This window comes from Amycolatopsis sp. EV170708-02-1 (assembly GCF_022479115.1).
In the GTDB taxonomy this organism is placed as follows: domain Bacteria; phylum Actinomycetota; class Actinomycetes; order Mycobacteriales; family Pseudonocardiaceae; genus Amycolatopsis.
In genome coordinates, this window is the sequence record NZ_CP092497.1 from 6,356,051 (window position 1) to 6,376,694 (window position 20,644).

Annotated in this window: 21 protein-coding genes and 3 pseudogenes; 6 read left to right on the top strand and 18 right to left on the bottom strand. The window is 69.1% G+C overall.

Going from position 1 to position 20,644, the window contains the following annotated elements; all coding sequences use genetic code 11:
* Positions 1 to 77: 77 nt before the first annotated feature.
* Positions 78 to 604 (top strand): annotated as a pseudogene (locus MJQ72_RS28775) (SDR family NAD(P)-dependent oxidoreductase); the annotation flags it as partial.
* Positions 605 to 665: 61 nt separating this feature from the next.
* Positions 666 to 854 carry an SDR family oxidoreductase gene (locus MJQ72_RS44700; RefSeq protein WP_256464211.1) on the top strand — a complete coding sequence of 63 codons (189 nt, stop codon included), beginning with the start codon at positions 666 to 668 and terminating at the stop codon, positions 852 to 854.
* Between the two features lie 3 nt (positions 855 to 857).
* Here MJQ72_RS44700 and MJQ72_RS28780 read toward each other — a convergent pair whose 3' ends face one another.
* Complete coding sequence (locus MJQ72_RS28780) at positions 858 to 1,673, bottom strand: DUF1206 domain-containing protein (RefSeq protein ID WP_240594218.1); 816 nt, start codon at positions 1,671 to 1,673, stop codon at positions 858 to 860.
* A 92-nt stretch (positions 1,674 to 1,765) separates the two neighbouring features.
* Positions 1,766 to 2,176, bottom strand: a complete 411-nt coding sequence (locus MJQ72_RS28785) for a hypothetical protein (protein WP_240594219.1) — start codon at positions 2,174 to 2,176, stop codon at positions 1,766 to 1,768.
* Between the two features lie 110 nt (positions 2,177 to 2,286).
* Here MJQ72_RS28785 and MJQ72_RS28790 point away from each other — a divergent pair, with 110 nt between their 5' ends.
* Positions 2,287 to 2,871 (top strand): dihydrofolate reductase family protein, encoded by a 585-nt coding sequence (locus MJQ72_RS28790; RefSeq protein WP_240594220.1) that lies wholly within the window; start codon positions 2,287 to 2,289, stop codon positions 2,869 to 2,871.
* Positions 2,872 to 2,903: 32 nt separating this feature from the next.
* Here MJQ72_RS28790 and MJQ72_RS28795 read toward each other — a convergent pair whose 3' ends face one another.
* Both MJQ72_RS28795 and rlmN read right to left on the bottom strand, forming a co-directional pair.
* Positions 2,904 to 3,197, bottom strand: a complete 294-nt coding sequence (locus tag MJQ72_RS28795) for a hypothetical protein (RefSeq protein ID WP_240594221.1) — start codon at positions 3,195 to 3,197, stop codon at positions 2,904 to 2,906.
* A gap of 31 nt (positions 3,198 to 3,228) precedes the next feature.
* Positions 3,229 to 4,335, bottom strand: coding sequence for a 23S rRNA (adenine(2503)-C(2))-methyltransferase RlmN (gene rlmN / locus MJQ72_RS28800; protein ID WP_240594222.1), 1,107 nt, complete (start codon positions 4,333 to 4,335; stop codon positions 3,229 to 3,231).
* 224 nt (positions 4,336 to 4,559) lie between these two features.
* Between rlmN and MJQ72_RS28805 the strand changes: the two genes are divergently transcribed.
* On the top strand, positions 4,560 to 5,132 hold the full coding sequence (locus MJQ72_RS28805) for a PadR family transcriptional regulator (RefSeq protein ID WP_240594223.1): 573 nt from the start codon (positions 4,560 to 4,562) through the stop codon (positions 5,130 to 5,132).
* On the opposite strand, the gene MJQ72_RS28810 is transcribed toward MJQ72_RS28805, so the two are convergent.
* The gene (locus tag MJQ72_RS28810) at positions 5,066 to 5,917 is read right to left on the bottom strand and encodes a class I SAM-dependent methyltransferase (protein WP_240594224.1); all 852 of its coding nucleotides are present in this window, start codon (positions 5,915 to 5,917) and stop codon (positions 5,066 to 5,068) included. The two genes, MJQ72_RS28805 and MJQ72_RS28810, sit on opposite strands and share 67 nt — an antisense overlap.
* Positions 5,918 to 6,032: 115 nt before the next feature.
* Between MJQ72_RS28810 and MJQ72_RS28815 the strand changes: the two genes are divergently transcribed.
* The gene (locus tag MJQ72_RS28815) at positions 6,033 to 6,878 is read left to right on the top strand and encodes a VOC family protein (RefSeq protein ID WP_240594225.1); all 846 of its coding nucleotides are present in this window, start codon (positions 6,033 to 6,035) and stop codon (positions 6,876 to 6,878) included.
* A 41-nt stretch (positions 6,879 to 6,919) separates the two neighbouring features.
* Here MJQ72_RS28815 and MJQ72_RS28820 read toward each other — a convergent pair.
* From MJQ72_RS28820 to rpsB, 6 genes and pseudogenes are all read right to left on the bottom strand, one after another.
* Positions 6,920 to 8,466 (bottom strand): annotated as a pseudogene (locus tag MJQ72_RS28820) (carboxylesterase/lipase family protein).
* Positions 8,467 to 8,511: 45 nt separating this feature from the next.
* A complete protein-coding gene (locus MJQ72_RS28825) occupies positions 8,512 to 9,408 on the bottom strand; it encodes a phosphatidate cytidylyltransferase (RefSeq protein ID WP_240594226.1) in 897 nt (298 codons plus the stop codon).
* Entirely contained in the window at positions 9,408 to 9,965 is a 558-nt protein-coding gene (gene frr / locus MJQ72_RS28830) for a ribosome recycling factor (RefSeq protein ID WP_240594227.1), read from the bottom strand. The genes MJQ72_RS28825 and frr overlap by 1 nt, the downstream gene beginning before the upstream one ends.
* A 51-nt stretch (positions 9,966 to 10,016) precedes the next feature.
* On the bottom strand, positions 10,017 to 10,760 hold the full coding sequence (pyrH, locus tag MJQ72_RS28835) for a UMP kinase (RefSeq protein WP_005154669.1): 744 nt from the start codon (positions 10,758 to 10,760) through the stop codon (positions 10,017 to 10,019).
* Between the two features lie 93 nt (positions 10,761 to 10,853).
* Positions 10,854 to 11,678 carry a translation elongation factor Ts gene (tsf, locus tag MJQ72_RS28840; RefSeq protein WP_240594228.1) on the bottom strand — a complete coding sequence of 275 codons (825 nt, stop codon included), beginning with the start codon at positions 11,676 to 11,678 and terminating at the stop codon, positions 10,854 to 10,856.
* 92 nt (positions 11,679 to 11,770) lie between these two features.
* Entirely contained in the window at positions 11,771 to 12,643 is an 873-nt protein-coding gene (rpsB, locus tag MJQ72_RS28845) for a 30S ribosomal protein S2 (protein WP_016336222.1), read from the bottom strand.
* A gap of 382 nt (positions 12,644 to 13,025) precedes the next feature.
* On the opposite strand from rpsB, the gene MJQ72_RS28850 reads away from it, so the two are divergent.
* Positions 13,026 to 13,631, top strand: coding sequence for a murein hydrolase activator EnvC (locus MJQ72_RS28850; RefSeq protein WP_240594229.1), 606 nt, complete (start codon positions 13,026 to 13,028; stop codon positions 13,629 to 13,631).
* 555 nt (positions 13,632 to 14,186) lie between these two features.
* On the opposite strand, the gene MJQ72_RS28855 is transcribed toward MJQ72_RS28850, so the two are convergent.
* The 7 genes and pseudogenes from MJQ72_RS28855 to MJQ72_RS28885 all read right to left on the bottom strand — a co-directional run bounded on the left by MJQ72_RS28855 (position 14,187) and on the right by MJQ72_RS28885 (position 20,622).
* Positions 14,187 to 15,035, bottom strand: a complete 849-nt coding sequence (locus MJQ72_RS28855) for a FliA/WhiG family RNA polymerase sigma factor (RefSeq protein WP_091600115.1) — start codon at positions 15,033 to 15,035, stop codon at positions 14,187 to 14,189.
* A 107-nt stretch (positions 15,036 to 15,142) separates the two neighbouring features.
* Positions 15,143 to 16,138 carry a tyrosine recombinase XerC gene (locus MJQ72_RS28860; RefSeq protein WP_240594230.1) on the bottom strand — a complete coding sequence of 332 codons (996 nt, stop codon included), beginning with the start codon at positions 16,136 to 16,138 and terminating at the stop codon, positions 15,143 to 15,145.
* Between the two features lie 105 nt (positions 16,139 to 16,243).
* Entirely contained in the window at positions 16,244 to 17,383 is a 1,140-nt protein-coding gene (gene dprA, locus MJQ72_RS28865; RefSeq protein ID WP_240594231.1) for a DNA-processing protein DprA, read from the bottom strand.
* Positions 17,380 to 18,890, bottom strand: a pseudogene (locus tag MJQ72_RS28870) (YifB family Mg chelatase-like AAA ATPase). Before MJQ72_RS28870 ends, dprA begins: the two are co-directional and overlap by 4 nt.
* Entirely contained in the window at positions 18,891 to 19,277 is a 387-nt protein-coding gene (locus MJQ72_RS28875) for a YraN family protein (protein ID WP_240594232.1), read from the bottom strand.
* Positions 19,278 to 19,522: 245 nt separating this feature from the next.
* Entirely contained in the window at positions 19,523 to 19,846 is a 324-nt protein-coding gene (locus tag MJQ72_RS28880; RefSeq protein WP_003096226.1) for a DUF2469 domain-containing protein, read from the bottom strand.
* The gene (locus MJQ72_RS28885) at positions 19,843 to 20,622 is read right to left on the bottom strand and encodes a ribonuclease HII (RefSeq protein WP_240601445.1); all 780 of its coding nucleotides are present in this window, start codon (positions 20,620 to 20,622) and stop codon (positions 19,843 to 19,845) included. Before MJQ72_RS28885 ends, MJQ72_RS28880 begins: the two co-directional genes overlap by 4 nt.
* Positions 20,623 to 20,644 lie beyond the last annotated feature (22 nt).

Sequence of the window (20,644 nt, forward strand, 5' to 3'; positions counted from 1 at the left end):
GACACGACGCCCCTCCCCCGGTACCGCCGCCGCCCCTACCTTTCGGTCAAGCCCAGGCGAACAAAGGAGTTCAGCGCATGAGCAAGAACGTACTCGTCACCGGTGCGGCACGAGGGATCGGCAAGGGCATCGCGCTCCGGCTCGCCGCCGACGGACACGACGTCGCGGTCAACGACGTCGCCGCCAACGAAGCGGAACTCGAAGCCGTCGCCAAGGAGATCCGCGAAACGGGACGGCGCTCGGCGGCGCTCACCGCGGACGTCTCGGACCCGGCGTCCGTCACCGCCATGGTCGGCGAAACCGCCGCCGCGCTGGGTTCTCTCGACGTCATGGTCGCGAACGCGGGGATCGCGCAGGTCCTGCCGCTGCTCGAAGTGACCCCGAGGACTGGGACCGGATGATGGCCGTCAACGCGCGCGGCATCTTCCTCTGCTACCAGGCCGCGGCGAAGCAGATGATCGAACAGGGGAACGGCGGGAAGATCATCGGCGCGGCGTCCATCGTCGCCCACCGCCCGTTCGCCTTGCTGGGCCACTATTCCGCGTCGAAATGGGCGGTGCGCGGGCTGACCCAGGCCGCCGCGATGGAATGGGCACGGCACGGCATCACCGTCAACGCGTACTGCCCCGGCATCGTCGGAACCGCCATGTGGGACCTCATCGACGATGAAACTGGCGGAATCGGAAGGAATCCGGAAGGGCCAGGCGATCGAGAAGTACTCGAACCTGATCCATCTCGGGCGGGTCTCCGTTCCCGAGGACGTGGCGTCGTACGTGTCGTACCTCGCTTCCCCGGATTCCGACTACATGACCGGCCAGTCGGTGATGATCGACGGCGGGATCCAGTTCTCCTGAGGCTCAGCCACGCTGCGCGCGTGCCGCCCCGACGCAGTACACACCGAAGGCCGCGACCCCGGCGGCCACCACGATGAGCAGCACCGTGCCGAACGGCTGGGCGGCCAAGGTCCGGAGGGCCGCGTCGAGCCCGCCGGAACGGGACGGATCATGCGTCAGCGCCGCGTACCCGACCAGTACCGCGACCACACCGAAGACGAAACCCCTTGCCACGTAACCGATCCGGCCCAGCCGCTCCACCCACCGCCGGGTTCCCGACGGGAGCTTCGCGAGATCGAGATCCTGTTCGAAGGTCCGGCGTATCCCCTTCACCGCCGAACCCACCGCGACACCGAACACGATGACGGCCACCACGGTCACCAGGAACGGGCCGGCGGGCAACCCGAGCAGCCACGCGGTGAACTCCTGCTGCTTCTGGTCGCCACTGCCCTGTTCCCCCGCGCCCATGGCGACCTTGGCCGCATACACACCGAGCGAGATCCCGACCAGGCAGCGCACTCCGGACGTCACCCGCTTGACGGTGCGAGTGCGCTGCCTGTCGATCCAGGTGTAGCCCACCGCGGCCAGCAATCCCTGCCACAGGCCATAGGCCACCAGCCCTGCCGCCAGTACCCACAACAGCACCCCGCCCGCCGCGGTCGAACCGACCTCGGCGATCGCGCCGCGGCCGTCGGCCTCCTGGCCGCCACCGCCGACGGCGACGCGCACCGCCAGGTATCCGATGAGCAGGTACACCAAGCCGTAGCAGCCCATGCCGATCCGTCCGAGCACCTGGACGGCCTTGTTGCGGCGCACCTGTCTCGCCTTGGTCGCGGACATCCGGTCCACCTCCTTCGAGTCTTCATCGAGTGTCGCCGCCGTCGATGAAGACCGCCGCGTGACTGGTCCGTCCAGCCCAGCGCGAAGGACGCTTAGGCGGACAGCCAATCGTCGGTGACGCGATGCCTGCCGAGCCCGGCGGCATCGAACTCGTCGAAGTGGTCGCCCTTGAGCACGCCCAGCCGCCGAAGCGCCTGGGAGATCGGACTGCCATCGGCCGGGCCGGGTTCGTCTTCGCCGACGTGCAGCGGGCCGAGGACGGTCTCGCCGCGCTCCCACACCTGCGCGGACTGCGTCCCTGTACCACCGAAGTACTCGGCCTCGACGTACGCCACTGCTCCGTCCTGGGAACACGCGGCGAGCGGCCCGGTGTCGAACGGCGCCTCGATCACCGGCATCAGCGACAGGCCGTGTCCGAGCGACACCAGCCGCGCGCCTTCGATCGCATCGAGCAATCGGCTCCGCGCGGACTCGGTGACGATGACGGCTTGAAGGCAGTACACGCCCGCATCCTGCCACTTCGCCGTCCCGCGAAGAATTTCCGCCGCCGATGTCGATCGGCACCGGACGCGTTCGTAGCCAGGGTGAGAGACGAACTCACCGAAGGAGCATCATGACCGCGATCTACACGTTCGACGTCTTTTCCAGCCTCGACGGCTACGGCTCCCACACCGGCGATTGGGGCGGCTACTGGGGCAAGCAAGGCCCTGAATTCCTCGACCACCGCCTCGCGCTGTACTCGGAGGAGCAGCGGATGGTCTTCGGCGCCACCACGTTCCGGGCGAACATGGAGATGCTCAACGCGGAGACCCCGGACGTCGAGGCGCTGGATCCGTGGGTCTCCCGGCTGAAGCACCTGCCGGCGACGGTCGTCTCGTCCACGCTGCGGGAGCCGCTCGACTGGCCGGACGCGACCGTCGTGAGCGGGGACGCGGTCGACGTCGTCGCCCGGCTCAAGGAGGAATCCGAAGTGCCGCTTCGCTCGCACGGCGGCCTCGCGATGAACCGGGCGCTGATGGCCGCCGGTCTGGTGGATCGCGTGCAGGTGACGGTCTTCCCGGTGATCACCGGAAGGACCGGGGCAGGCTCGATCTTCCAGGGCGCGGCCGACTTCGACCTCGAACTGCTCGAGAGCCGGACGTTCGACGGGCGTATCCAGGAGCTCGTCTACCGGCCCGTTCCGCACGAATCGAGCTGACCATCCACAAAGGACGGCCGCGTCGATCCTGCCTACGCGGTGATCGACGCGGCCGGCGCGCCGAGCCAGGGCGCCAGCAGGGCTTCGAGGTCGGCGTCCGACAGCGCATACGGCCCGCCGTGGAACTCGTGCCACCGCGAAGCGTCCCGCGCCGCCGTGTACTCCACCTCGAACGCCCGCATCAGGACGTACATGAAGGTCACCGAGCTGAACCGCTCACCGAGCAACGTCCTGGCCTCGCGCGCGACACCGGTCGCGCCACGGCCGAGCACGTCCGCGAGCTTCAGCTCCTCCGCAGCCGGATCCAGCAGGCTGGGGGCATACATCACGACAAAATCTCCATCACTGAAAGGAAACTCAGTTCTCGGCGGCGAGCTGACCGCACGCCGCCGCGATCTCCTGACCACGCGTGTCACGCACCGTGCACGCCACACCGCCCGCGTTCACCAGCCGGACGAACTCCCGCTCCACCGGCTTCGGCGAGGCGTCCCACTTGCTTCCCGGCGTCGGGTTCAGCGGGATCACGTTCACGTGCACCAGCTGGCCCAGGTGCTGGCGAAGCCGTTTCGCCAGCAGCTCGGCACGCCAAGGCTGGTCGTTGACGTCCCGGATCAGCGCGTACTCGATCGACACGCGACGACCGGAGGTGTCCGCGTAGTACCGCGCGGCGGACAGCACCTCGTCCACCGACCAGCGCTCGTTCACCGGCACCAGCGTGTCCCGCAGTTCGTCGTCCGGCGTGTGCAGCGAAACCGCCAGGCGCACCTGCATCTTCTCGTCCGCCAGCTTCCGGATCGCCGGCGCGAGACCCACCGTCGACACGGTCACCGAACGCTGACCGATACCGAGCCCCTCCGGCGAGGGATCGGTGATCCGCCGGACCGCCGCCACCACCCGCTTGTAGTTCGCGAGCGGCTCGCCCATGCCCATGAAGACGATGTTCGACAGACGGCCGGGGCCGCCGGGCATGAGCCCGTCGCGCATCACGGCGGCGGCGGAACGGACCTGGTCGACGATCTCGGCGGTCGACAGGTTCCGGTCGAGGCCGCCCTGCCCGGTCGCGCAGAAGGGGCACGCCATGCCGCAGCCCGCCTGGCTCGAGATGCACAGGGTCGCGCGGTCCGGGTAGCGCATCAGCACGCTCTCCAGCAGCGTCCCGTCGTGCGCGCGCCACAAGGTCTTGCGGGTGGTCCCGTCGTCGCAGGCGAGCGCCTTGACCTCGGTGAGCAGCGTCGGCATCAGATCGCCGACGAGCTTCTCCCGCGACGCCGCCGGGATGTCGGTCATCTCCTCCGGGTTCACCGTGAGCCGCGAGAAGTAGTGGTTCGAAAGCTGCTTCGCGCGGAACGGCTTCTCACCCAGCTCGGCGACGGCCGCGGCCCGCTCGGCGGCGGTGAGATCGGCGAGGTGGCGCGGCGGGAGGCCACGCTTGGGCGCGTCGAAGACGAGAGGGAGGGCAGTCATAGCCCACCCAGTCTCCCATGTCCACCTTCTCCGCCCCCGGGCCGCCCCGATCACTGTTCCCCAGATCACCACACCACAAGCCACTGAGACCCAACTCACACGAAAGAGGTTGTCGTACGACCGTTTCCGATATATCGTGAATGAGTCGGAACATTACGAAGAGAGGATTTCCATCATGCGACGACGACCTTTCCCCCAGAACACGGCCGACCCGCCTTCGGGCCTTGGGCACGCGGCGGCTTCGGCGACTTCCCCCGGGGCCTGGCGGACCGGGCCACCGGCACCGGCACGGCCGCCGCGGCGGACCCGGTGGGCGGCGCGGCAAACGCGGTGACGTCCGCGCCGCCATCCTGGCGCTGCTGTCCGAGCAGCCGAGGCACGGGTACGAGATCATCCGCGAGATCGGCGAACGCAGCGGCGGCTTCTGGAAGCCGAGCCCCGGCTCGGTCTACCCGACCCTGCAGATGCTGGCCGACGAAGGCCTGGTGATCAGCAAGGACGAGAACGGCAAGAAGCTGTTCGAACTCACCGAATCCGGCCGTTCCGCGGCCGAGCAGCAGGACGCCGTCCCGCCGTGGGAGCAGATCGCCCACGACGTCGACCCGGTCGAGGTGAACCTGCGCAAGGCGGGCGCGACGCTGGCCGCGGCGGTCGCGCAGGTCATGCACGCCGGCAGCGAAAGCCAGCAGGCCCGCACCGTCGACGTGCTCAACGAGGCACGCCGGACGATCTACGGGATCCTCGGCGAGGCCGAGGACACCACTCCGGACGAGGCATCCGACGAGGACACGGAGTGATCCGGCACGACGAGGCCGGTGGGCTTGACGCGCGTATGCACGCGATAGCCCACCGGCAGCGTCACCTGCTTCTCCCCGGCTCCTGACGAAACCTCGTTGAGGCGGCAGACCTCCGCGATCGCCTTCGCGGCGACAGGTGCGCTGAACTCGATCTTCAGCACCGCTTCCATCGCGGCGGCGTCTTCGAACGACCACCGCGTCATCACCTTGCGGCAGTCGAATCCCTGACGGGCGAAGAACTTCTCGACACCGGGCGGGTCGTAATGCGGCAGATCCAGCCGCATCCAGCGGCCGTAGGGCTCACTCGTCACATCGAGATCCACGATCATCATCAGCCCACCCGGGCGCAGCACCCGCTCCGCTTCGCGAAGACCAGGTTCGCAACCGGGGCCGAAGAAGTACGCGGTGCGCGCGTGGACGACGTCGAAAGCCGCGTCCGGCAAGGGAAGCCGCTGCGCACGCCCTTGCCGCACCTCGACGTTCGCCAGCCGCCCCACCCGGTTCCGCGCGTCGCGGACGAGCGGCTCATGGGGTTCGACCCCGACCACCGACCGCGCCGTCGCGGCGAACCGCGGCAGATGGAAACCGTCACCACAGCCGATGTCGAGGACGTCCGCCCCGGACCAATCGCGAGAGCCGGCGAGCACGCGCCAGATCTCGTCGTCGACGTCCTGCGCGCGGTTTTCGACCTCGTAGGCCTTTTGGTAATACCAGATGTTCGGGCTCGGCAGCACCTCCTCGCCGCCGCGGCGGGAGGAGGAGAGGGCTCGGGGAAACCAGCGCACGGAAGCTCCAACGAAGGGACACCGGGCCGGGTTCCGGGGTATCCGGGTCGAAATCTTTAACGGAAACAATGCGGTCAGCGACTAGACTTTACTCCCACCGGTAAGGGAGAACCGCATGTCGCTTGGCTCGGCCGCCCACACTTCCGTCATACCTTCAGGAATCCCGTGCTGGATCGAGCTCGCGTGCAGAGACGAAGCGGCCGCACAAGCCTTCTACAGCGGGCTTTTCGACTGGGAGTTCATCGTTCAGCGTGATCCGGCGACGCCGACCGGCCGGTACTCGATCGCGACCCTGAACGGCGTCCCGACCGGTGGCCTGTACCGCGCGGGCGCGGAGGGGCCGTCCGGCTGGAGCGTCCACATCTCGGTGCACCAGGCGGCCGCCGCCGCCGAATGGGTGGACAGTCTCGGTGGCCGGGTCACGCTCGGGCCGATGGCGATCCCGCATCGCGGCAACATCGTCCACGCCGTCGACGCGTGCGGCGCGCACGTCGTCTTGTGGGAGCCGCCCGCCACCTGGGAGTTCGCGACAGGGGTGCCGAACACCTTCAGCGGTGCGGACCTCAACACCCACGACGGCGCCGCGGCGGATCACTTCTACTGCCGCCTCTTCAACTACACCAGCCACCAGATCGGCGACGGCGCTTCGCTCGACTACGCCGAATGGCTCATCGAGCACGAACCGGTGCTGTACCGGTACGTCATGGGCTCGGAGTACCGGCCGGACACTCCCCCGCACTGGATGGTCTATCTCGGGCTCGACCCGGCTCGCGGCGCGGACGCCGCGGCCGGACAGGCCCTGATGCTCGGCGGCGCCGTCGTGGTCCAGCCCTACGACACCCCGTACGGCCGGATGGCGATCCTCGCCGACCCGGACGGTTCGGTCTTCGCCGTGATCGACCACTCCCGGGCCGTCGAGGGCTGGGGCACCGCCGAAGTCGACGATCCATACGACGACTGAAGCCGAAGAGCCGGGACGACACCGTCGCCCCGGCTCTTTCGTCAGAGACCGGCCCAGAAACCGCAGCCGTGCACGGCACCGAGGTCCACCGGGCCGATCACGTCCGGCGCCAGCGACTGCGTCCGCGGCGAGGACCGCCATTTCGGCAGTTCTTCGCCGTTCGGATCACCAGTGCGCGCGAACGCGGTCCAATACCGGATCATTTGCGCCGCGAGATCCCGCTGGGCGGGCGTCAATTCGGCCGGAAACGCGGTTAAATCAGACAAATAAGCCAATTCGGCTCCATGGGATGCACCGAGACGCATTCCGGGAGGAGCGGGGAAAAGCGGCGGAGCGTCCCGATCGGCGAACTCGTAACCGAAGGTCCGCGTGCGCTGACGCAGCAGCCGCTCGGTCCCCGCCTGCGGGCAACCCCAGATCCGATCGGTCATCGCGTCCGCGAACGCCATCGCCGGGCCGCCGTGCTTCGCCGACGGATACCGGGCCTCGACGAGCGGCGCCTTCTCCCCGAACGCCGTCCGCAGCAGTTCCCGGTAATGCTCCTCGGTGAACGGATGGCCGGGGAACAAGGCGACGAAAAGCCTCGCCTCGTCCCTGGTGACCCCGGTCAGCACCGGCACACGGGCGAAGTGACCCGCCTTCAGCGCCTCGGCCGGATGCTCCGGCAACAGGCCGGTGCCGAACGCGGGCGTCGAGAACGGCTGGTTCACCAGGTCCTTGACCGGCAGCCGCCGGAGACAGGCGACGTCGGCGCAGCCGAGCTTCTTCGTCGCGTCGGCACCCATCGCTTCGACGTCCGCGCGGGGCAGGTACGGCGAACCCGCGGGCACGCCGGGGAAGAACCCGCCGTCGGGCCAGGTCAAGGTGCACGGACCGCTCTGGATGATCGCGCGGTGGAACAGCCCCGCCGCCGACGGCGAGGTCAGCTGGGCGCAGGTGCTCATCGCGCCGGCGGATTCACCGAACAGCGTGACATTCCGCGGATCTCCCCGAAGGCGCGCGCGTTGCGCTGCACCCAGCGAAGCGCGGCCTGCTGGTCTTGAAGGCCGAAGACGCCGGAGTCGCGTCCCAGCTCCGGATGCCCGAAGAAGCCGAACACCCCCAGCCGGTAGTTCACGGTCACCACGACGACGTCGCCGCCGAGGGCCATGCGCTTGAAGTCGTAGTCGCTGCCCGCCCCGGAGGTGAAGCTGCCACCGTGCACCCACACCAGCACCGGACGCGGCTTGCGCGCCACCTTGGCCGGGCTGATCACGTTGAGATACAGGCAATCCTCGGCGTCGCTCGGCGGAGAGCCGAGCCCGGCGCCCTGGGCGCATCGAGGCCCCGGCCTGCTCGCGTCCCGCACGGCGGACCACGGTTCGGGATTCCGTGGCGGCGCCCAGCGCAGGTCGCCGACCGGGGGCGCGGCGAACGGGATGCCCTGGAAGCTCCGGTATCCGTCGGCGCTCACGCCACGCACGGGACCGGAATCCGTGCGGACGACCGGGCTTTCGCCCGCTTCCGCCACGGTCGTCGTCAGGGCGCCGAGCGTCACCACGCTCAGTGCCATGGCCAGAATTCGCTTACTCACCCGTCGAGTCCGCATATTCCGACCTTGGCCCAGCGTCCCGGGCTTGTCACACGGATTCGGCTAAACGGGGACGAACGCCGAAAGCAGCAACCAGGAGACGACGGCCGAAGGAAGCAAGGAATCGAGCCGGTCCATCAAACCGCCGTGACCCGGCAGCATGTTCCCCATGTCCTTGACCCCGAGATCGCGTTTGATCAGCGACTCGACGAGATCGCCCAGCGTCGCCGTGCAGACGATCGCCGCGCCGAACAGCACACCCTGCCAGGCATGGCCGTCGAGCAGAAGGCTCAGGGTCAGCGCGCCGGCGACCACACCGGCCACTAGGGAACCGGCGAAACCTTCCCAGGTCTTCTTCGGGCTGATGGTGGGCGCCATCGGATGCTTGCCGCCCAGCACACCGGCGATGTAGCCACCGGTGTCCGAGGCGACGACACCGATCATGAACGCCAGGACCCTGCCGACACCGTCGTCCGGCGGGACGAGCATGGCGGCGAAGGCACCGAAAAGCGGGATGTACGCGGCGGCGAAGACCGACGCGCTGATGTCGCGCAGATACCCGTCCGCGCCGCCGGGCAACCGCCACAGCAGGCAGACGAGCACCGTCAGCACGAACGCCGTCAACGCGCCTTCGCGGCCGTACGGCCACGCGAGCCAGATCATCGCCTGACCGCCGACGAGCACCGGGACCAGCGCGATCCGGATGCCCGCCGCCCGTTTCAGTGCCCCGGCCAGCTCGATCGTGCCGACCGCGATGGCGATCGCGATGATGCCGATGAACAGAAAGCGCACGGTGAGCAGGGACGTGACGATCGCCGCGCCCAGCAGCAGCCCGACCCCGATCGCGGCGGGCAGGTTGCGGCCGGCGCGGGAAACCTTCTTCGCCGGTTCCGGCTTCTCGGCCGGAACCGGTTCCGGGTTCTCCACCCGGTCCTCGCGTTCCTCGCTCACCTGGCTCATCAGACCTCGAGTAGCTCGGCTTCCTTGTGTTTCACCAGCTCGTCCACCTTGTGGGTGTAGGTGTCGGTGAGGTTCTGGAGTTCCTTCTCGGCGTGGACGACCTCGTCCTCGCCCGCCTCGCCGTCCTTCTTGATCCGGTCGAGTTCTTCCTTGGCCTTGCGGCGGACGCTGCGGATCGAGACGCGGGCGTCCTCACCCTTGGCCTTGGCGACCTTCACCATCTCCTTGCGGCGCTCTTCGGTGAGCTGCGGGATGACGATGCGGATCACGTTGCCGTCGTTGCTCGGGTTCACGCCGAGGTCCGACTCGCGGATCGCCTTCTCGATGGCGTTCAGCGAGCTCTGGTCGTAAGGCTTGATCAACGCCATCCGGGCTTCGGGGATGTTGACGCCCGCCAGCTGGTTCAGCGGGGTCGGCGCGCCGTAGTAATCGACGACAACGCGCGAGAACATCCCGGGGTGGGCCCGGCCGGTGCGTACCGACGACAGGTCCTCCTTGGCGACGGACACCGCTTTTTCCATCTTCTCCTCGGCGTCGAGGAGGGTCTCGTCGATCACGGCAACTCCCGTTGTTGTGTATGCGTACCGATTACGGAGATCAGAGCAGGACTACGCGGGCACCCCGTCGGCGGGGGTGTCGACCAGGGTGCCGATCCTTTCACCGCTGACCGCACGGGCGATGTTCCCCTCGGTGAGCAGATTGAACACGATGATCGGCATGTTGTTGTCCATGCACAGGCTGAACGCGGTGGCGTCGGCGACCTTGAGGTCCCGTTCCAGCACCTCGCGGTGGCTGATCTCGTGGAACATCTCGGCGGTCGGGTCGCTCTTCGGGTCCGCGGTGTAGACGCCGTCGACGGCCTTCGCCATCAAGACGGCTTCGCAGCCGAGCTCGAGCGCGCGCTGCGCGGCGGCGGTGTCCGTCGAGAAGTACGGCATACCGACCCCGGCGCCGAAGATGACGACGCGACCCTTCTCCAGGTGACGCTCGGCGCGGCGCGGGATGTACGGCTCGGCGACCTGTCCCATGGTGATGGCGGTCTGCACCCGGGTGGGCAGGCCCTCCTTCTCCAGGAAGTCCTGCAGCGCCAGGCAGTTCATGACGGTGCCGAGCATCGCCATGTAGTCCGCGCGGTCGCGGTCCATGCCTCGCTGCGACAGTTCCGCGCCGCGGAAGTAGTTACCACCGCCGATCACGACGGCGATCTGCACGCCCGTCCGCGCGACGTCGGCGATCTGCTGGGCGACCGAGTGCACCACATCCGGATCAACCCCGATGGAACCGCCGCCGAACATCTCGCCGCCCAGTTTCAGCAGCACCCGCCGGTATCCGCCTTCGACCCGGACACCCATGTCGCCCTCCCTAATGCTCTGAAACCCGACTGTGCCCCGTCCCCGATGGACGGAGACGGGGCACAGTGGTGATTCTTGTGTTCCGCGCCTGGATCAGGCCTGGCCGACCTCGAACCGGGCGAACCGGCTCACGGCCACGCCGGCCTCGTCGAGCAGGGCCTTGACGGTCTTCTTGTTGTCCTTGACCGAAGGCTGCTCGAGCAGGACGTTGTCCTTGTAGTAGGCGTTGACCTTGCCCTCGATGATCTTGGGCATGGCCTGCTCCGGCTTGCCCTCTTCGCGGGCGGTCGCCTCGGCGACGCGGCGCTCGTTCTCGACGACCTCGGCCGGAACCTCGTCACGGGTGAGGTACTTCGCCTTGAGCGCGGCGACCTGCATGGCGGCGCCACGAGCGGCCTCGGCGGCGGCCTCGCCCTCACCGGTGTACTCGATGAGCACGCCGACGGCGGGCGGGAGGTCCGCACCGCGACGGTGCAGGTACGTGGTGGTGGTGCCCTCGTAAGCGGCGACACGGCGCAGCTCGAGCTTCTCACCGATGCGGGCGGCCAGCTCCTGGACCTGCTCCTCGACGGTCTTGCCGTCGAGCGAGGCGGCCTTCAGCTTCTCGACGTCGCTGGTCTTCTCGGCCTTGGCGACCTCGACGATCTTCGCGGCGAGGGCCTGGAAGTCCTCGTTCTTCGCGACGAAGTCGGTCTCGGAGTCGAGCTCGATCAGCACGCCGCCGTCACCGGCGACGAGGCCCTCGGCGGTGGCGCGCTCGGCGCGCTTGCCGACGTCCTTGGCGCCCTTGATGCGCAGGAACTCGACGGCCTTGTCGAAGTCGCCGTCGTTCTCCTCCAGCGCCTTCTTGCAGTTCATCATGCCGGAGCCGGTGAGCTCCCGGAGACGCTTCACGTCTGCGGCGGTGTAGTTCGCCATCGTGGGTGTGTCCGTCCTTTTTCAGGTACGAGAAAGTCTTTTGGGGAATTCACTCGTGGGGCCGCCCGGAGGCGGCCCCACGAGCGGGTGGATCAGGAGGAGGCGGTGGCCTGCTCGGCCGGGGCCTCGGTGGCGGCGTCGGTCGCGGCGGCGGCTTCCTTGGCGTCCGCGGCGGCGGTCTCGGAGCCGGCCAGCAGCTCCTTCTCCCACTCGGCCAGCGGCTCGTCCGTGGCGACACCGGCCTCGGGCTTGGCGTCGGCGGAGGAACCGTTGCGGCTGGAGCGGGCCATCAGACCGGCGGCGGCGGCCTCGGCCACGACCTTGGTCAGCAGCGCGGCCGAACGGATGGCGTCGTCGTTACCCGGGATCGGGTAGTCGACCTCGTCCGGGTCGCAGTTGGTGTCCAGGATCGCGACCACCGGGATGTTCAGCTTGCGAGCCTCGCCGACGGCGATGTGCTCCTTCTTCGTGTCGACGATCCACACGATGCTCGGCACCTTGGCCATGTCGCGGATACCGCCGAGGGTCTTCTCGAGCTTGTCCTTCTCACGGGTGAGCGTGAGGATTTCGCGCTTGGTCAGGCCGGCGAAACCACCGGTCTGCTCCTGCGACTCGAGCTCCTTCAGGCGGAGGAGACGCTTGTGCACCGTCTGGAAGTTGGTCAGCATGCCGCCGAGCCAGCGCTGGTTCACGTAGGGCATGCCCACGCGCGAGGCCTCGGAGGCGATGGCTTCCTGAGCCTGCTTCTTCGTGCCGACGAACATGATGGTGCCGCCGTGCGCGACGGTTTCCTTGATGAACTCGTACGCACGGTCGATGTACGTCAGCGTCTGCTGCAGGTCGATGATGTAGATGCCGTTGCGCTCGGTGAAGATGTAGCGCTTCATCTTCGGGTTCCACCGACGGGTCTGGTGCCCGAAGTGCACGCCGCTGTCGAGCAGCTGCTTCATGGTGACGACGGCCATTGCCGGAATCAACCTCTTCTGTGTCGTGCGCGCCCGGCTCCGCCGGAACGCGCTTGCTCGGTTCGTCGCTCTCGGCCGGGTGGCCGATCGCCCTGGTGCCGATGCTCGGGCCCGGACCCTGTGGCGAAGTGACCTCAAGGACCGCCGGGCCGTGTGCCCCCGCCTGTCCTGACCCTCCGTGAGGAGATCGGCCATCGGGAGCGCGCACGTGCACGCGAAGTCAGTCCGCTGCCGCGGACCGCGCAAAAGAGTCTACTCCCTGTCGCCACCGGGTACCGCACCGGCAGCCCCTGATGAGAGGGGTTGTCCACAACCACCTCGGTTATCCACAGATTCCCCCGGCGCGCCCCGCCCGCCACGCCGGTCCCCCAGCCTGGAACACATGACCATGACGACCTGTTCCCGCCCTGTCACCAGGCACTCCTTCGCTCTCGACCGCACCGGCGGGAGGCACCGCCGCCCTGGGGGCCCTCGGCGGCTCCCCCGCCTCGCGATCCTGGCGACACTGCTCGCGATCTTCGCGTCGGCGGCCATGCCGGGAACGGCCAGAGGCGCGCCCTCCCCGCAAGGGCGCCTCTCTTGGCCGCTTTCGCCGGCACCGAGCGTCACCAGGTACTTCGAGCCGCCCTCGACTCCGTACGGCCCCGGCCATCGAGGCGTCGACCTCGCCGCGGCACCGGGCACGAACGTGCTCGCGGCCGCCGAAGGGGTGGTGATGTTCGCCGGGCAGGTGGCGGGCCGCGGCGTGGTGTCGATCGACCACGAAGGAGGGCTTCGCACCACCTATCAACCGCTCGCCCCGACGGTCACCGCGGGTGATCAGGTCTACCGGGGGCAAGTGCTCGGGACACTCGCGGCGGGCCACCCCGGCTGCCCGGAGCCGGCTTGCCTGCATTTCGGTGTCCGGCGGGGCGAGGAGTACGTCGATCCGCTCGCGTTGATCGGAGAGCCGTCCGAAATCCGGCTCAAACCGTGGGAAGGAGACTGAGTGACCGTTCCGGGGATAGCGGTGCCCCGTTGCCCGCGGATGCTCAAGGCGGCTCATGAGTTTCCAAAGCGGGACGCGGGTCCTCGGCAGATCGCGCAATTCGCGTGCCCAGGCACGGAACTCGCGTGATCGACGACCGAACACGCGTGCTTGGAGACGGAACTCGCGTGCTGGAAGACGGAACTCGCGTGATGCGAGGGCGATCACTCCGAGTCCGGGGCGGCGGCGTGCCTTCCGGCTCCACGCTTGTTCCGGCCCAAGCACACGTAACCCGGCCCGAACACCTGCCGTCCCTCCACTCGCACGCGATGCATGCGGACACATGCGTCGTCCCTCCAGACACACGCGCCGTCCTCCCAGACACGCGCGTCGTCCCTTCAGACACGCGCGTCGTCCCTCTGCCACGAGGAGCGTGCGGCGCACTCACTCGAGAAAGGGGCTTCCAGCAGGGCGACAAGGCCGCGACGTGCGGCCTTCGCAGCTCACCCGGGATGCGGCGCCGGGCGGGCATTGGGCAGGCGGCAACGCGGCCGATCGTCGCGGAGCCGACCGAGGCTAGGCCTGCTCGACCAGTTTGGCGCGCAGCCGCATGACGGCGCGGGTGTGCAGCTGGCTGACCCGTGACTCGGTGACGCCGAGGACCTTGCCGATCTCGGCGAGCGTCAGGCTTTCGAAGTAGTAGAGACCGACCACGATCCGGTCGCGTTCGGTCAGCTGCGCGATCGCCTGCGCCAGTTGGCGCCGGTTGTCCTGATCGACCAGGACGGCCACCGGGTCGACGGCGCCGTCGTCGGGCAGGGTGTCGACCAGCGAGCCGCTGTCCTTGCCCGCGGCGACCAGGTCTTCCAGTGCGATGACGCTGGTCAGCTGCATCTGTCCGTAGAACTCGCGCAGGTCGTCGACGCTGATTTCGAGCTCGGCCGCGAGTTCAGCGTCGGTCGGTGTGCGGTTCAGCCGGGCGCCGAGGCGTTCCAGGGCACGCTCGGCCTCGCGGGCCTTGCTGCGGACCGCCCTGGGGACCCAGTCCTGGGAGCGGAGATCGTCGAGGATCGCGCCCCGGATGCGCTGCATTGCGTAGGTCTCGAACCGCAGGCCCCTGGCGGGTTCGAACTTCTCGATGGCGTCGACCAGGCCGAAGATCCCAGACTGGATCAGGTCACCGACGTCGACGTGAGTGGGCAGGCCGGTGCCGACCCGGCCCGCGACGTACTTGACGAGCGGGGCGTAGTGCAGCACGAGCCGGTCGCGCACGACCTGGTCCGGCGACTCGGTGAACTCCCGCCACAGTGCCTGGATCCCGGCGTCCACTTCGTAGCCGGTCCGTGCTTCGGGCGCGACGGCAGGACCGTCCCCGCCGGGACGATGTTTCCCGGCGGCTTCGGTGACATGTGGGTCGGCGGTCATCGGACCGCCGTTCTCAGCATGCGACTCAGCGTGGTCTCCGTGCTCGTGCGGATGCGCGTGCGCCGCCGGTCCGGGCCGCCGGGTCACCTGCCGAGTTCTCCCCGGCATCATCGGGCCCGGGGGTGCGCGCGGTCGTGGATCGCCTTCAGCCGATCGACGGTCACATGAGTGTAGAGCTGCGTTGTAGCCAGCGTAGCGTGACCAAGCAGTTCCTGAACGCTTCGAAGATCAGCGCCGCCTTCGAGCAGATGGGTGGCCGCGGAATGTCTCAGGCCGTGCGGGCCCATGTCGTTCGCGCCCGGCACCGAACCGACGGCGTCGTGGACGATCCGCCGGGCCGCCCGCGGGTCGAGCCTGCCGCCCCGCGCACCCAGGAAGAGCGGGGCTTTCCCCGGATCCTTCGCTTCGACGGCGAGCCTTCCCCTGCCCTCGTCCAGCCATGCCCGCAACGCCGTCTCGGCGGGGACGCCGAACGGCACGACCCGTTCCTTGCCGCCCTTGCCCAGCACGAGCACGACCCGGCGGGAGAAGTCGACGTCGCCCACATCCAGCCCGCACAGTTCCGAGACCCGCACGCCCGTGGCGTAGAGCAGTTCCACGATGGCACTGTCCCTCAAAGCCACCGGGTCGCGCTGTTCGGCACCGGCGGCTGAGAAGCGCATGACATCACTCGCCTGCTCCGCGCGGAGCACCCCGGGAAGCTTGCGGTGCGCGCGTGGCGCCACCAGCCGTCCGCCAGGATCCGACGCGAGCGCCCCACCTCGGTGGGCCCACGCGGTGAAGGTGCGGGCCGCGGCCGCACGCCTCGCCAAAGTCGTCCGGCTGGCCCCCTCCTCGCGTTGCCGGGCGAGCCAACCGCGCAGGACCCCGATATCGAGATCTTCGAACCGGCCGCCGTTCCCATCGACGAAACCCAGCAGCGAAACCACGTCGCCGAGGTAGGCACGGACGGTGTGCGCGGACAGCCCGCGTTCCAGGGAAAGGTGCCGCTCGTAGTCGTCGATCAGCTTCCGGACAGGCTCCGGCAGCGCGGCACGGGCGGCGCGCAGATCGGGTCTGCGGGCGCGTTTCCCCGTGCCGTGGGGACCTTCGGTCGACGGCATGCCGATCACGCTGCGCGATGTACGGCGGATGGTCAAGTATCGCCGCACCCTGTTGCGGTGTCCGTGGTCGGATCGTGCCGGGATGGCGTCTCAGGTGTAGGCCAGTCAGGTCTTGGCGGCCCTTCTTCGCCACCCTGCGTCACTCCTTTCCGCGAAGCCCTCGAGTTCCAGTTCGGGGAGCAGGGAGCGAACGCGCTCGACCGGGATGCCGGACTCGGCGGCCAGCCGTTCCTCGGGTCTCGCCGACCGCTCGGACAACGCGTCGTGCACTCGCAGCGCCTCCGGACCGAGCCGATCGGTGCGGCGGCGCGGTTTCGACGGATCCGCTCCCGGCGCCCCCAACCGTCCGGCGGTCTCGAGGATCTCGTCGACCGAGGTCACCAGCGTGGCCTCGCCTTCGCGGATCAGCGCGTGGCAGCCGGCGGACATCCCTGACGACACCGGCCCCGGCACGGCCATCACGACCTTGCCCAGGGCTCCGGCCGTGCTCGCGGTGTTCCGCGCGCCGCTGCGCCTGCCCGCTTCGACCACGACGGTCCCTTCCGTGAGCGCCGCGATGAGCCTGTTCCGCACGAGGAACCGATGCCTCGCGGGCGACGTGCCCGGCGGGTATTCGCTGACCACCGCGCCGACCTTGCCGATGTTGCGCAGCAAGGTCGCGTGCTGCGCCGGGTACCCGACGTCGGCTCCGCAGCCGAGAAGGGCGACCGTCGTCCCGCCCGCGCTCAGCGCGCCCCGGTGGGCCGCGGCGTCGATGCCGTACGCCGCTCCCGAGAACACCGGGATCCCGCGGCTCGCGAGGTGATACCCCAGCTCGGCCGCGTTGTGCTCGCCGTACCCGGTCGCAGCGCGGGCGCCGACGATCGCGATCGCCTGGTCGACCGCTTCATCGAGCTTGGCCGGGCCGCGGACCCACAGTGCCAGCGGAGGTGCCACACCGGGAACGCCCCTGCTCTGCGCCACGGCCAGCGAAAGCAACGGCCAAGCGGGCCATTCGCCGTCTTCCGGGATGACGAGCCTGGTCTCGTCCGCCGCGGCCCGCTCCAGATCCCGCTCGGCGTAGTCGTGCGCCCGCCGGGCGGCTGTCTCGTCGCGCACCTTCGGTGGGCAATCGGCACGCCGAACCCGTTCCGCGGCGACGACAGGGCCGACTTCGCCCACGAAGCCGGCCAAAGCGGGTGCCGGAGGCTCGGCCACACGCAGGAGATACGACCGCGCGACACGTTCGGCTTCGAGTTCACTCATCCGGATGACCTCTCCCGGAAGTTGAGGGCAGCCGCGACCTCGTCCGCCTCCGGTTTGTCGGCCCCCTTCAAATCGGCGAGCGTCCAAGCGATGCGAAGGCAGCGGTCGGCGCCGCGCGCGGTGATCGCGCCTCTGTCCAGCGCACGGTCCAGCAGGGCCGTGACCTGCGACGGCAGGGCGAACTCACGGCGCAGAGCGGGGCCAGGCACTTCCGCGTTCGTGAGCCAGCCCTGCTCCGCCCAGCGCTTCCCGGCCCGCTCGCGTGCCTCCAGCACTCGCTCCCGGACGGCCGCCGACGCCTCGGGCGGCTCGCTCAGGTGCGCGCTGAGCGCGGACAGCGGACGCAGCCGAACCCGCAGATCCACCCGATCGAGTAATGGCCCGGACAGCCGGCCCAAGTAGCGCCTTCGCACGGTCGCCGAGCAGGTGCAGTCGGCGTCCTTCGTCGGGGCGCAAGGGCAGGGGTTGGTCGCCATCACCAGCTGGAACCGTGCCGGGTACCGCACGGCGCCCTTGACCCTCGCGATCCGCACTTCGCCCTCTTCGAGCACCGTGCGCAGCGACTCCAGCCGCTCCGGACCGAACTCGCACACCTCGTCGAGGAACAGGATTCCCCGGTGCGCGCGGCTGATCGCCCCGGGGACCGCCAGGCCGCTTCCGCCGCCGATCAGGGCGGGCACGCTGATCGAATGATGCGGCGCGACGAACGGGGGCACGGTGACCAGCGGTTCGGTGCGGGAGAGCGAACCGTCGATCGAATGCACCGCTGTCACCTGCAACGACTCTTCGGCGGTCAGCCTGGGAAGCAGGCCGGGAAGCCGTTTCGCGAGCAGTGTCTTGCCCACCCCGGGCGGGCCGGTCATGAGCAGGTGATGCCCGCCGGCCGCGGCCACCTCCAGCGCCCATCGCGCTTCCGGCTGCCCCACCACGTCGGCGAGGTCCGGTACCCGGGGCGGCTCCTGGACGACCGACGGCTCGGGGCGGGTGAGTTCCCCTTCGCCCTTGAGCCAGTCCACGAATTCGCTCAGCCTCGCTACCCCACCGACCTCCAGTCCGTCCACGAGTGCGGCTTCGTACAGCGATTCGGCGGGGACGACGGCCCGCCGGTACCCGGCGTTGCGCGCCGCCAGCAGCCCCGGCAGGACCCGCGGACCGCCCTTACCCGGCCGTCGAGGGCGAGCTCACCGAGCAGCACGGTGTTCAGCAGCTTCGTGGCCGGGACCGAGCCGGTGGCGGCCAGGACCGCCGCCGCGATCCCCAGGTCGTAACCGGACCCCACCTTCGGCAGATTCGCCGGTGACAGACCGAGGATCACCCTCTCGTCCGGCCAGGTCCGCCCGGAATTGCGCACGGCCGAACGGACCCTGTCCTTGGCCTCTTTCAGTCCGGTGTCGGGAAGGCCGACCATCGTCACCTTCGGCGATCCACCGCCGATGTCGGCCTCGATCTCGATCATCCTGCCGTCGACGCCGAGCAGCGCCACGGACCAGGCCTTCGCCAGCGCCATTCAGAACGCCGCCTTGATATGCCGCACCCGGGGCGGGATGCCGGGCGGGGCGACGATCGCGATGATGTCGTAGCGGACCGGGCACCAGCGGAGCATGAACTTGCGCTGCCACTGGTACGCGAGACGACGGATGCGATCCGCCTTGTCCGGGGTGACCGCCTCGGCCGGCGTACCGAAGTCCAGCCCCGTCCTCGTCTTCACCTCGCAGAAGACGAGCCGTTTGGTGTCCGTCGCTATGAGATCCAGTTCGCCGTCACGGCAACGCCAGTTGCGGCTCAGGACGACATAGCCCGTCTTCTCCAGATGCCGGACCGCGAGGTCCTCTCCCCAGCGGCCCAGCTCGATCCGTGGTGTCCCGGCGGGCCGCTGTTCGGCAGTGCTCGTCATCTCGATCCCCCTCAGCGATCGTCACGGTGTGTGTGCGATCAACGCTGCCAGGGTGAACGGGTGGCGGACAGGGGCGATTCGGCCGCCTGTGGACAACTGGGGTGTTGTGGATGGTTCGGCCGTGACGGGAGCTCGCCGGCCGGGATCGTCGGTGGGCTGTGCTATGCGCCCCGGACAAGTACGGAGAAGGCCCCCTTCACGGCGCTGGACGCCATGTGAAGGGGGCCTTCTCCGTGCTCAGGGGGTCAGCCGGAGAACGGTCCGTCTTCCGGCAGCCGGAGATCCGGTTTGTCGAGCTCCTCGACGTTGACGTCCTTGAACGTGATGACCCGGACGTGCTTGACGAACCGGGCGGGCCGGTACATGTCCCAGACCCACGCGTCGGACATGCGGACCTCGAAGTACACCTCACCGCCGCCGTCGCGCACCTGCACGTCGACGGCGTTGGCCAGATAGAACCGCCGCTCGGTCTCCACCACGTACGAGAACTGGCCGACTATGTCGCGATACTCGCGGTAAAGCGAGAGCTCCATCTCGGTCTCGTACTTCTCGAGATCCTCTGCGCTCATGAAATCCGCGCCCCTCCTCGCGATTTTGCTGCTGTTCCAGCGGCGGAGCGTTCATTGTTACCCACGTACGGGCCGAGGGCACGTATCGGCACGCTCGGGTTTTCCAGCGCCGCGACGGTGAGCACGACCGGGTGAGGCGGCCGCACCCGGTGCGCGGCGGCCGCGGTGGCCACGTTGGCGTACGACCAGCGATGGACCGGACTCGGACCGTGAGTGTTCAGCGCGGCGCTGTGGTCGGTGGTGCTGTACCCCTTGTGCACGTCGAAACCGTAGTGCGGGTGGACGTCGTGCAGGTCGCTCATGATCCGGTCCCGGGTGACCTTCGCCAGCACGGAAGCCGCCGCCACGCACGCGACCGCCTTGTCCCCCTTGATCACCGGGACACTCGGGGCGGGCAGCCCGGACACACGGAATCCGTCGGTCAGGACGTAGCCGGGCGTGTTCCGCAACGCCGAGACGGCACGCCGCATGCCTTCGAGGTTCATGACGTGGATGCCGAACAGGTCGACCTCGGCCGCGGGGATGACGATGACCGAGTAGTCGACGGCGCGCTGGACGACCCGGTCGTACACGCGGTCGCGTGCCTTGGCCGTGAGCACCTTCGAATCGGTGAGCTCGGGCAGGCGTGCGGCGTCGCCGGGACGCAGGACGCAGGCGGCCACGACGAGCGGTCCGGCGCAAGCACCGCGCCCCGCCTCGTCGACTCCGGCGACGGGCCCGAGGCCCCGCCGGTCCAGCGCACCCTGCAAACCCCAGAAGAGGTCGCCACGCACCACTGCCCGCGGCGGCCGAAGCGGC

Excerpts from the sequence above, each read along its gene's own strand:
- MJQ72_RS44700 (WP_256464211.1), top strand. The coding sequence starts at position 666 with ATGAAACTGGCGGAATCGGAAGGAATCCGGAAGGGCCAGGCGATCGAG.
- MJQ72_RS28780 (WP_240594218.1), bottom strand. The coding sequence starts at position 1,673 with ATGTCCGCGACCAAGGCGAGACAGGTGCGCCGCAACAAGGCCGTCCAG.
- MJQ72_RS28790 (WP_240594220.1), top strand. The coding sequence starts at position 2,287 with ATGACCGCGATCTACACGTTCGACGTCTTTTCCAGCCTCGACGGCTAC.
- MJQ72_RS28795 (WP_240594221.1), bottom strand. The coding sequence starts at position 3,197 with ATGTATGCCCCCAGCCTGCTGGATCCGGCTGCGGAGGAGCTGAAGCTC.
- rlmN (WP_240594222.1), bottom strand. The coding sequence starts at position 4,335 with ATGACTGCCCTCCCTCTCGTCTTCGACGCGCCCAAGCGTGGCCTCCCG.
- MJQ72_RS28815 (WP_240594225.1), top strand. The coding sequence starts at position 6,033 with ATGTCGCTTGGCTCGGCCGCCCACACTTCCGTCATACCTTCAGGAATC.
- MJQ72_RS28825 (WP_240594226.1), bottom strand. The coding sequence starts at position 9,408 with ATGAGCCAGGTGAGCGAGGAACGCGAGGACCGGGTGGAGAACCCGGAA.
- pyrH (WP_005154669.1), bottom strand. The coding sequence starts at position 10,760 with ATGGGTGTCCGGGTCGAAGGCGGATACCGGCGGGTGCTGCTGAAACTG.
- tsf (WP_240594228.1), bottom strand. The coding sequence starts at position 11,678 with ATGGCGAACTACACCGCCGCAGACGTGAAGCGTCTCCGGGAGCTCACC.
- rpsB (WP_016336222.1), bottom strand. The coding sequence starts at position 12,643 with ATGGCCGTCGTCACCATGAAGCAGCTGCTCGACAGCGGCGTGCACTTC.
- MJQ72_RS28850 (WP_240594229.1), top strand. The coding sequence starts at position 13,026 with ATGACCATGACGACCTGTTCCCGCCCTGTCACCAGGCACTCCTTCGCT.
- MJQ72_RS28855 (WP_091600115.1), bottom strand. The coding sequence starts at position 15,035 with ATGACCGCCGACCCACATGTCACCGAAGCCGCCGGGAAACATCGTCCC.
- MJQ72_RS28860 (WP_240594230.1), bottom strand. The coding sequence starts at position 16,138 with ATGCCGTCGACCGAAGGTCCCCACGGCACGGGGAAACGCGCCCGCAGA.
- dprA (WP_240594231.1), bottom strand. The coding sequence starts at position 17,383 with ATGAGTGAACTCGAAGCCGAACGTGTCGCGCGGTCGTATCTCCTGCGT.
- MJQ72_RS28875 (WP_240594232.1), bottom strand. The coding sequence starts at position 19,277 with ATGACGAGCACTGCCGAACAGCGGCCCGCCGGGACACCACGGATCGAG.
- MJQ72_RS28880 (WP_003096226.1), bottom strand. The coding sequence starts at position 19,846 with ATGAGCGCAGAGGATCTCGAGAAGTACGAGACCGAGATGGAGCTCTCG.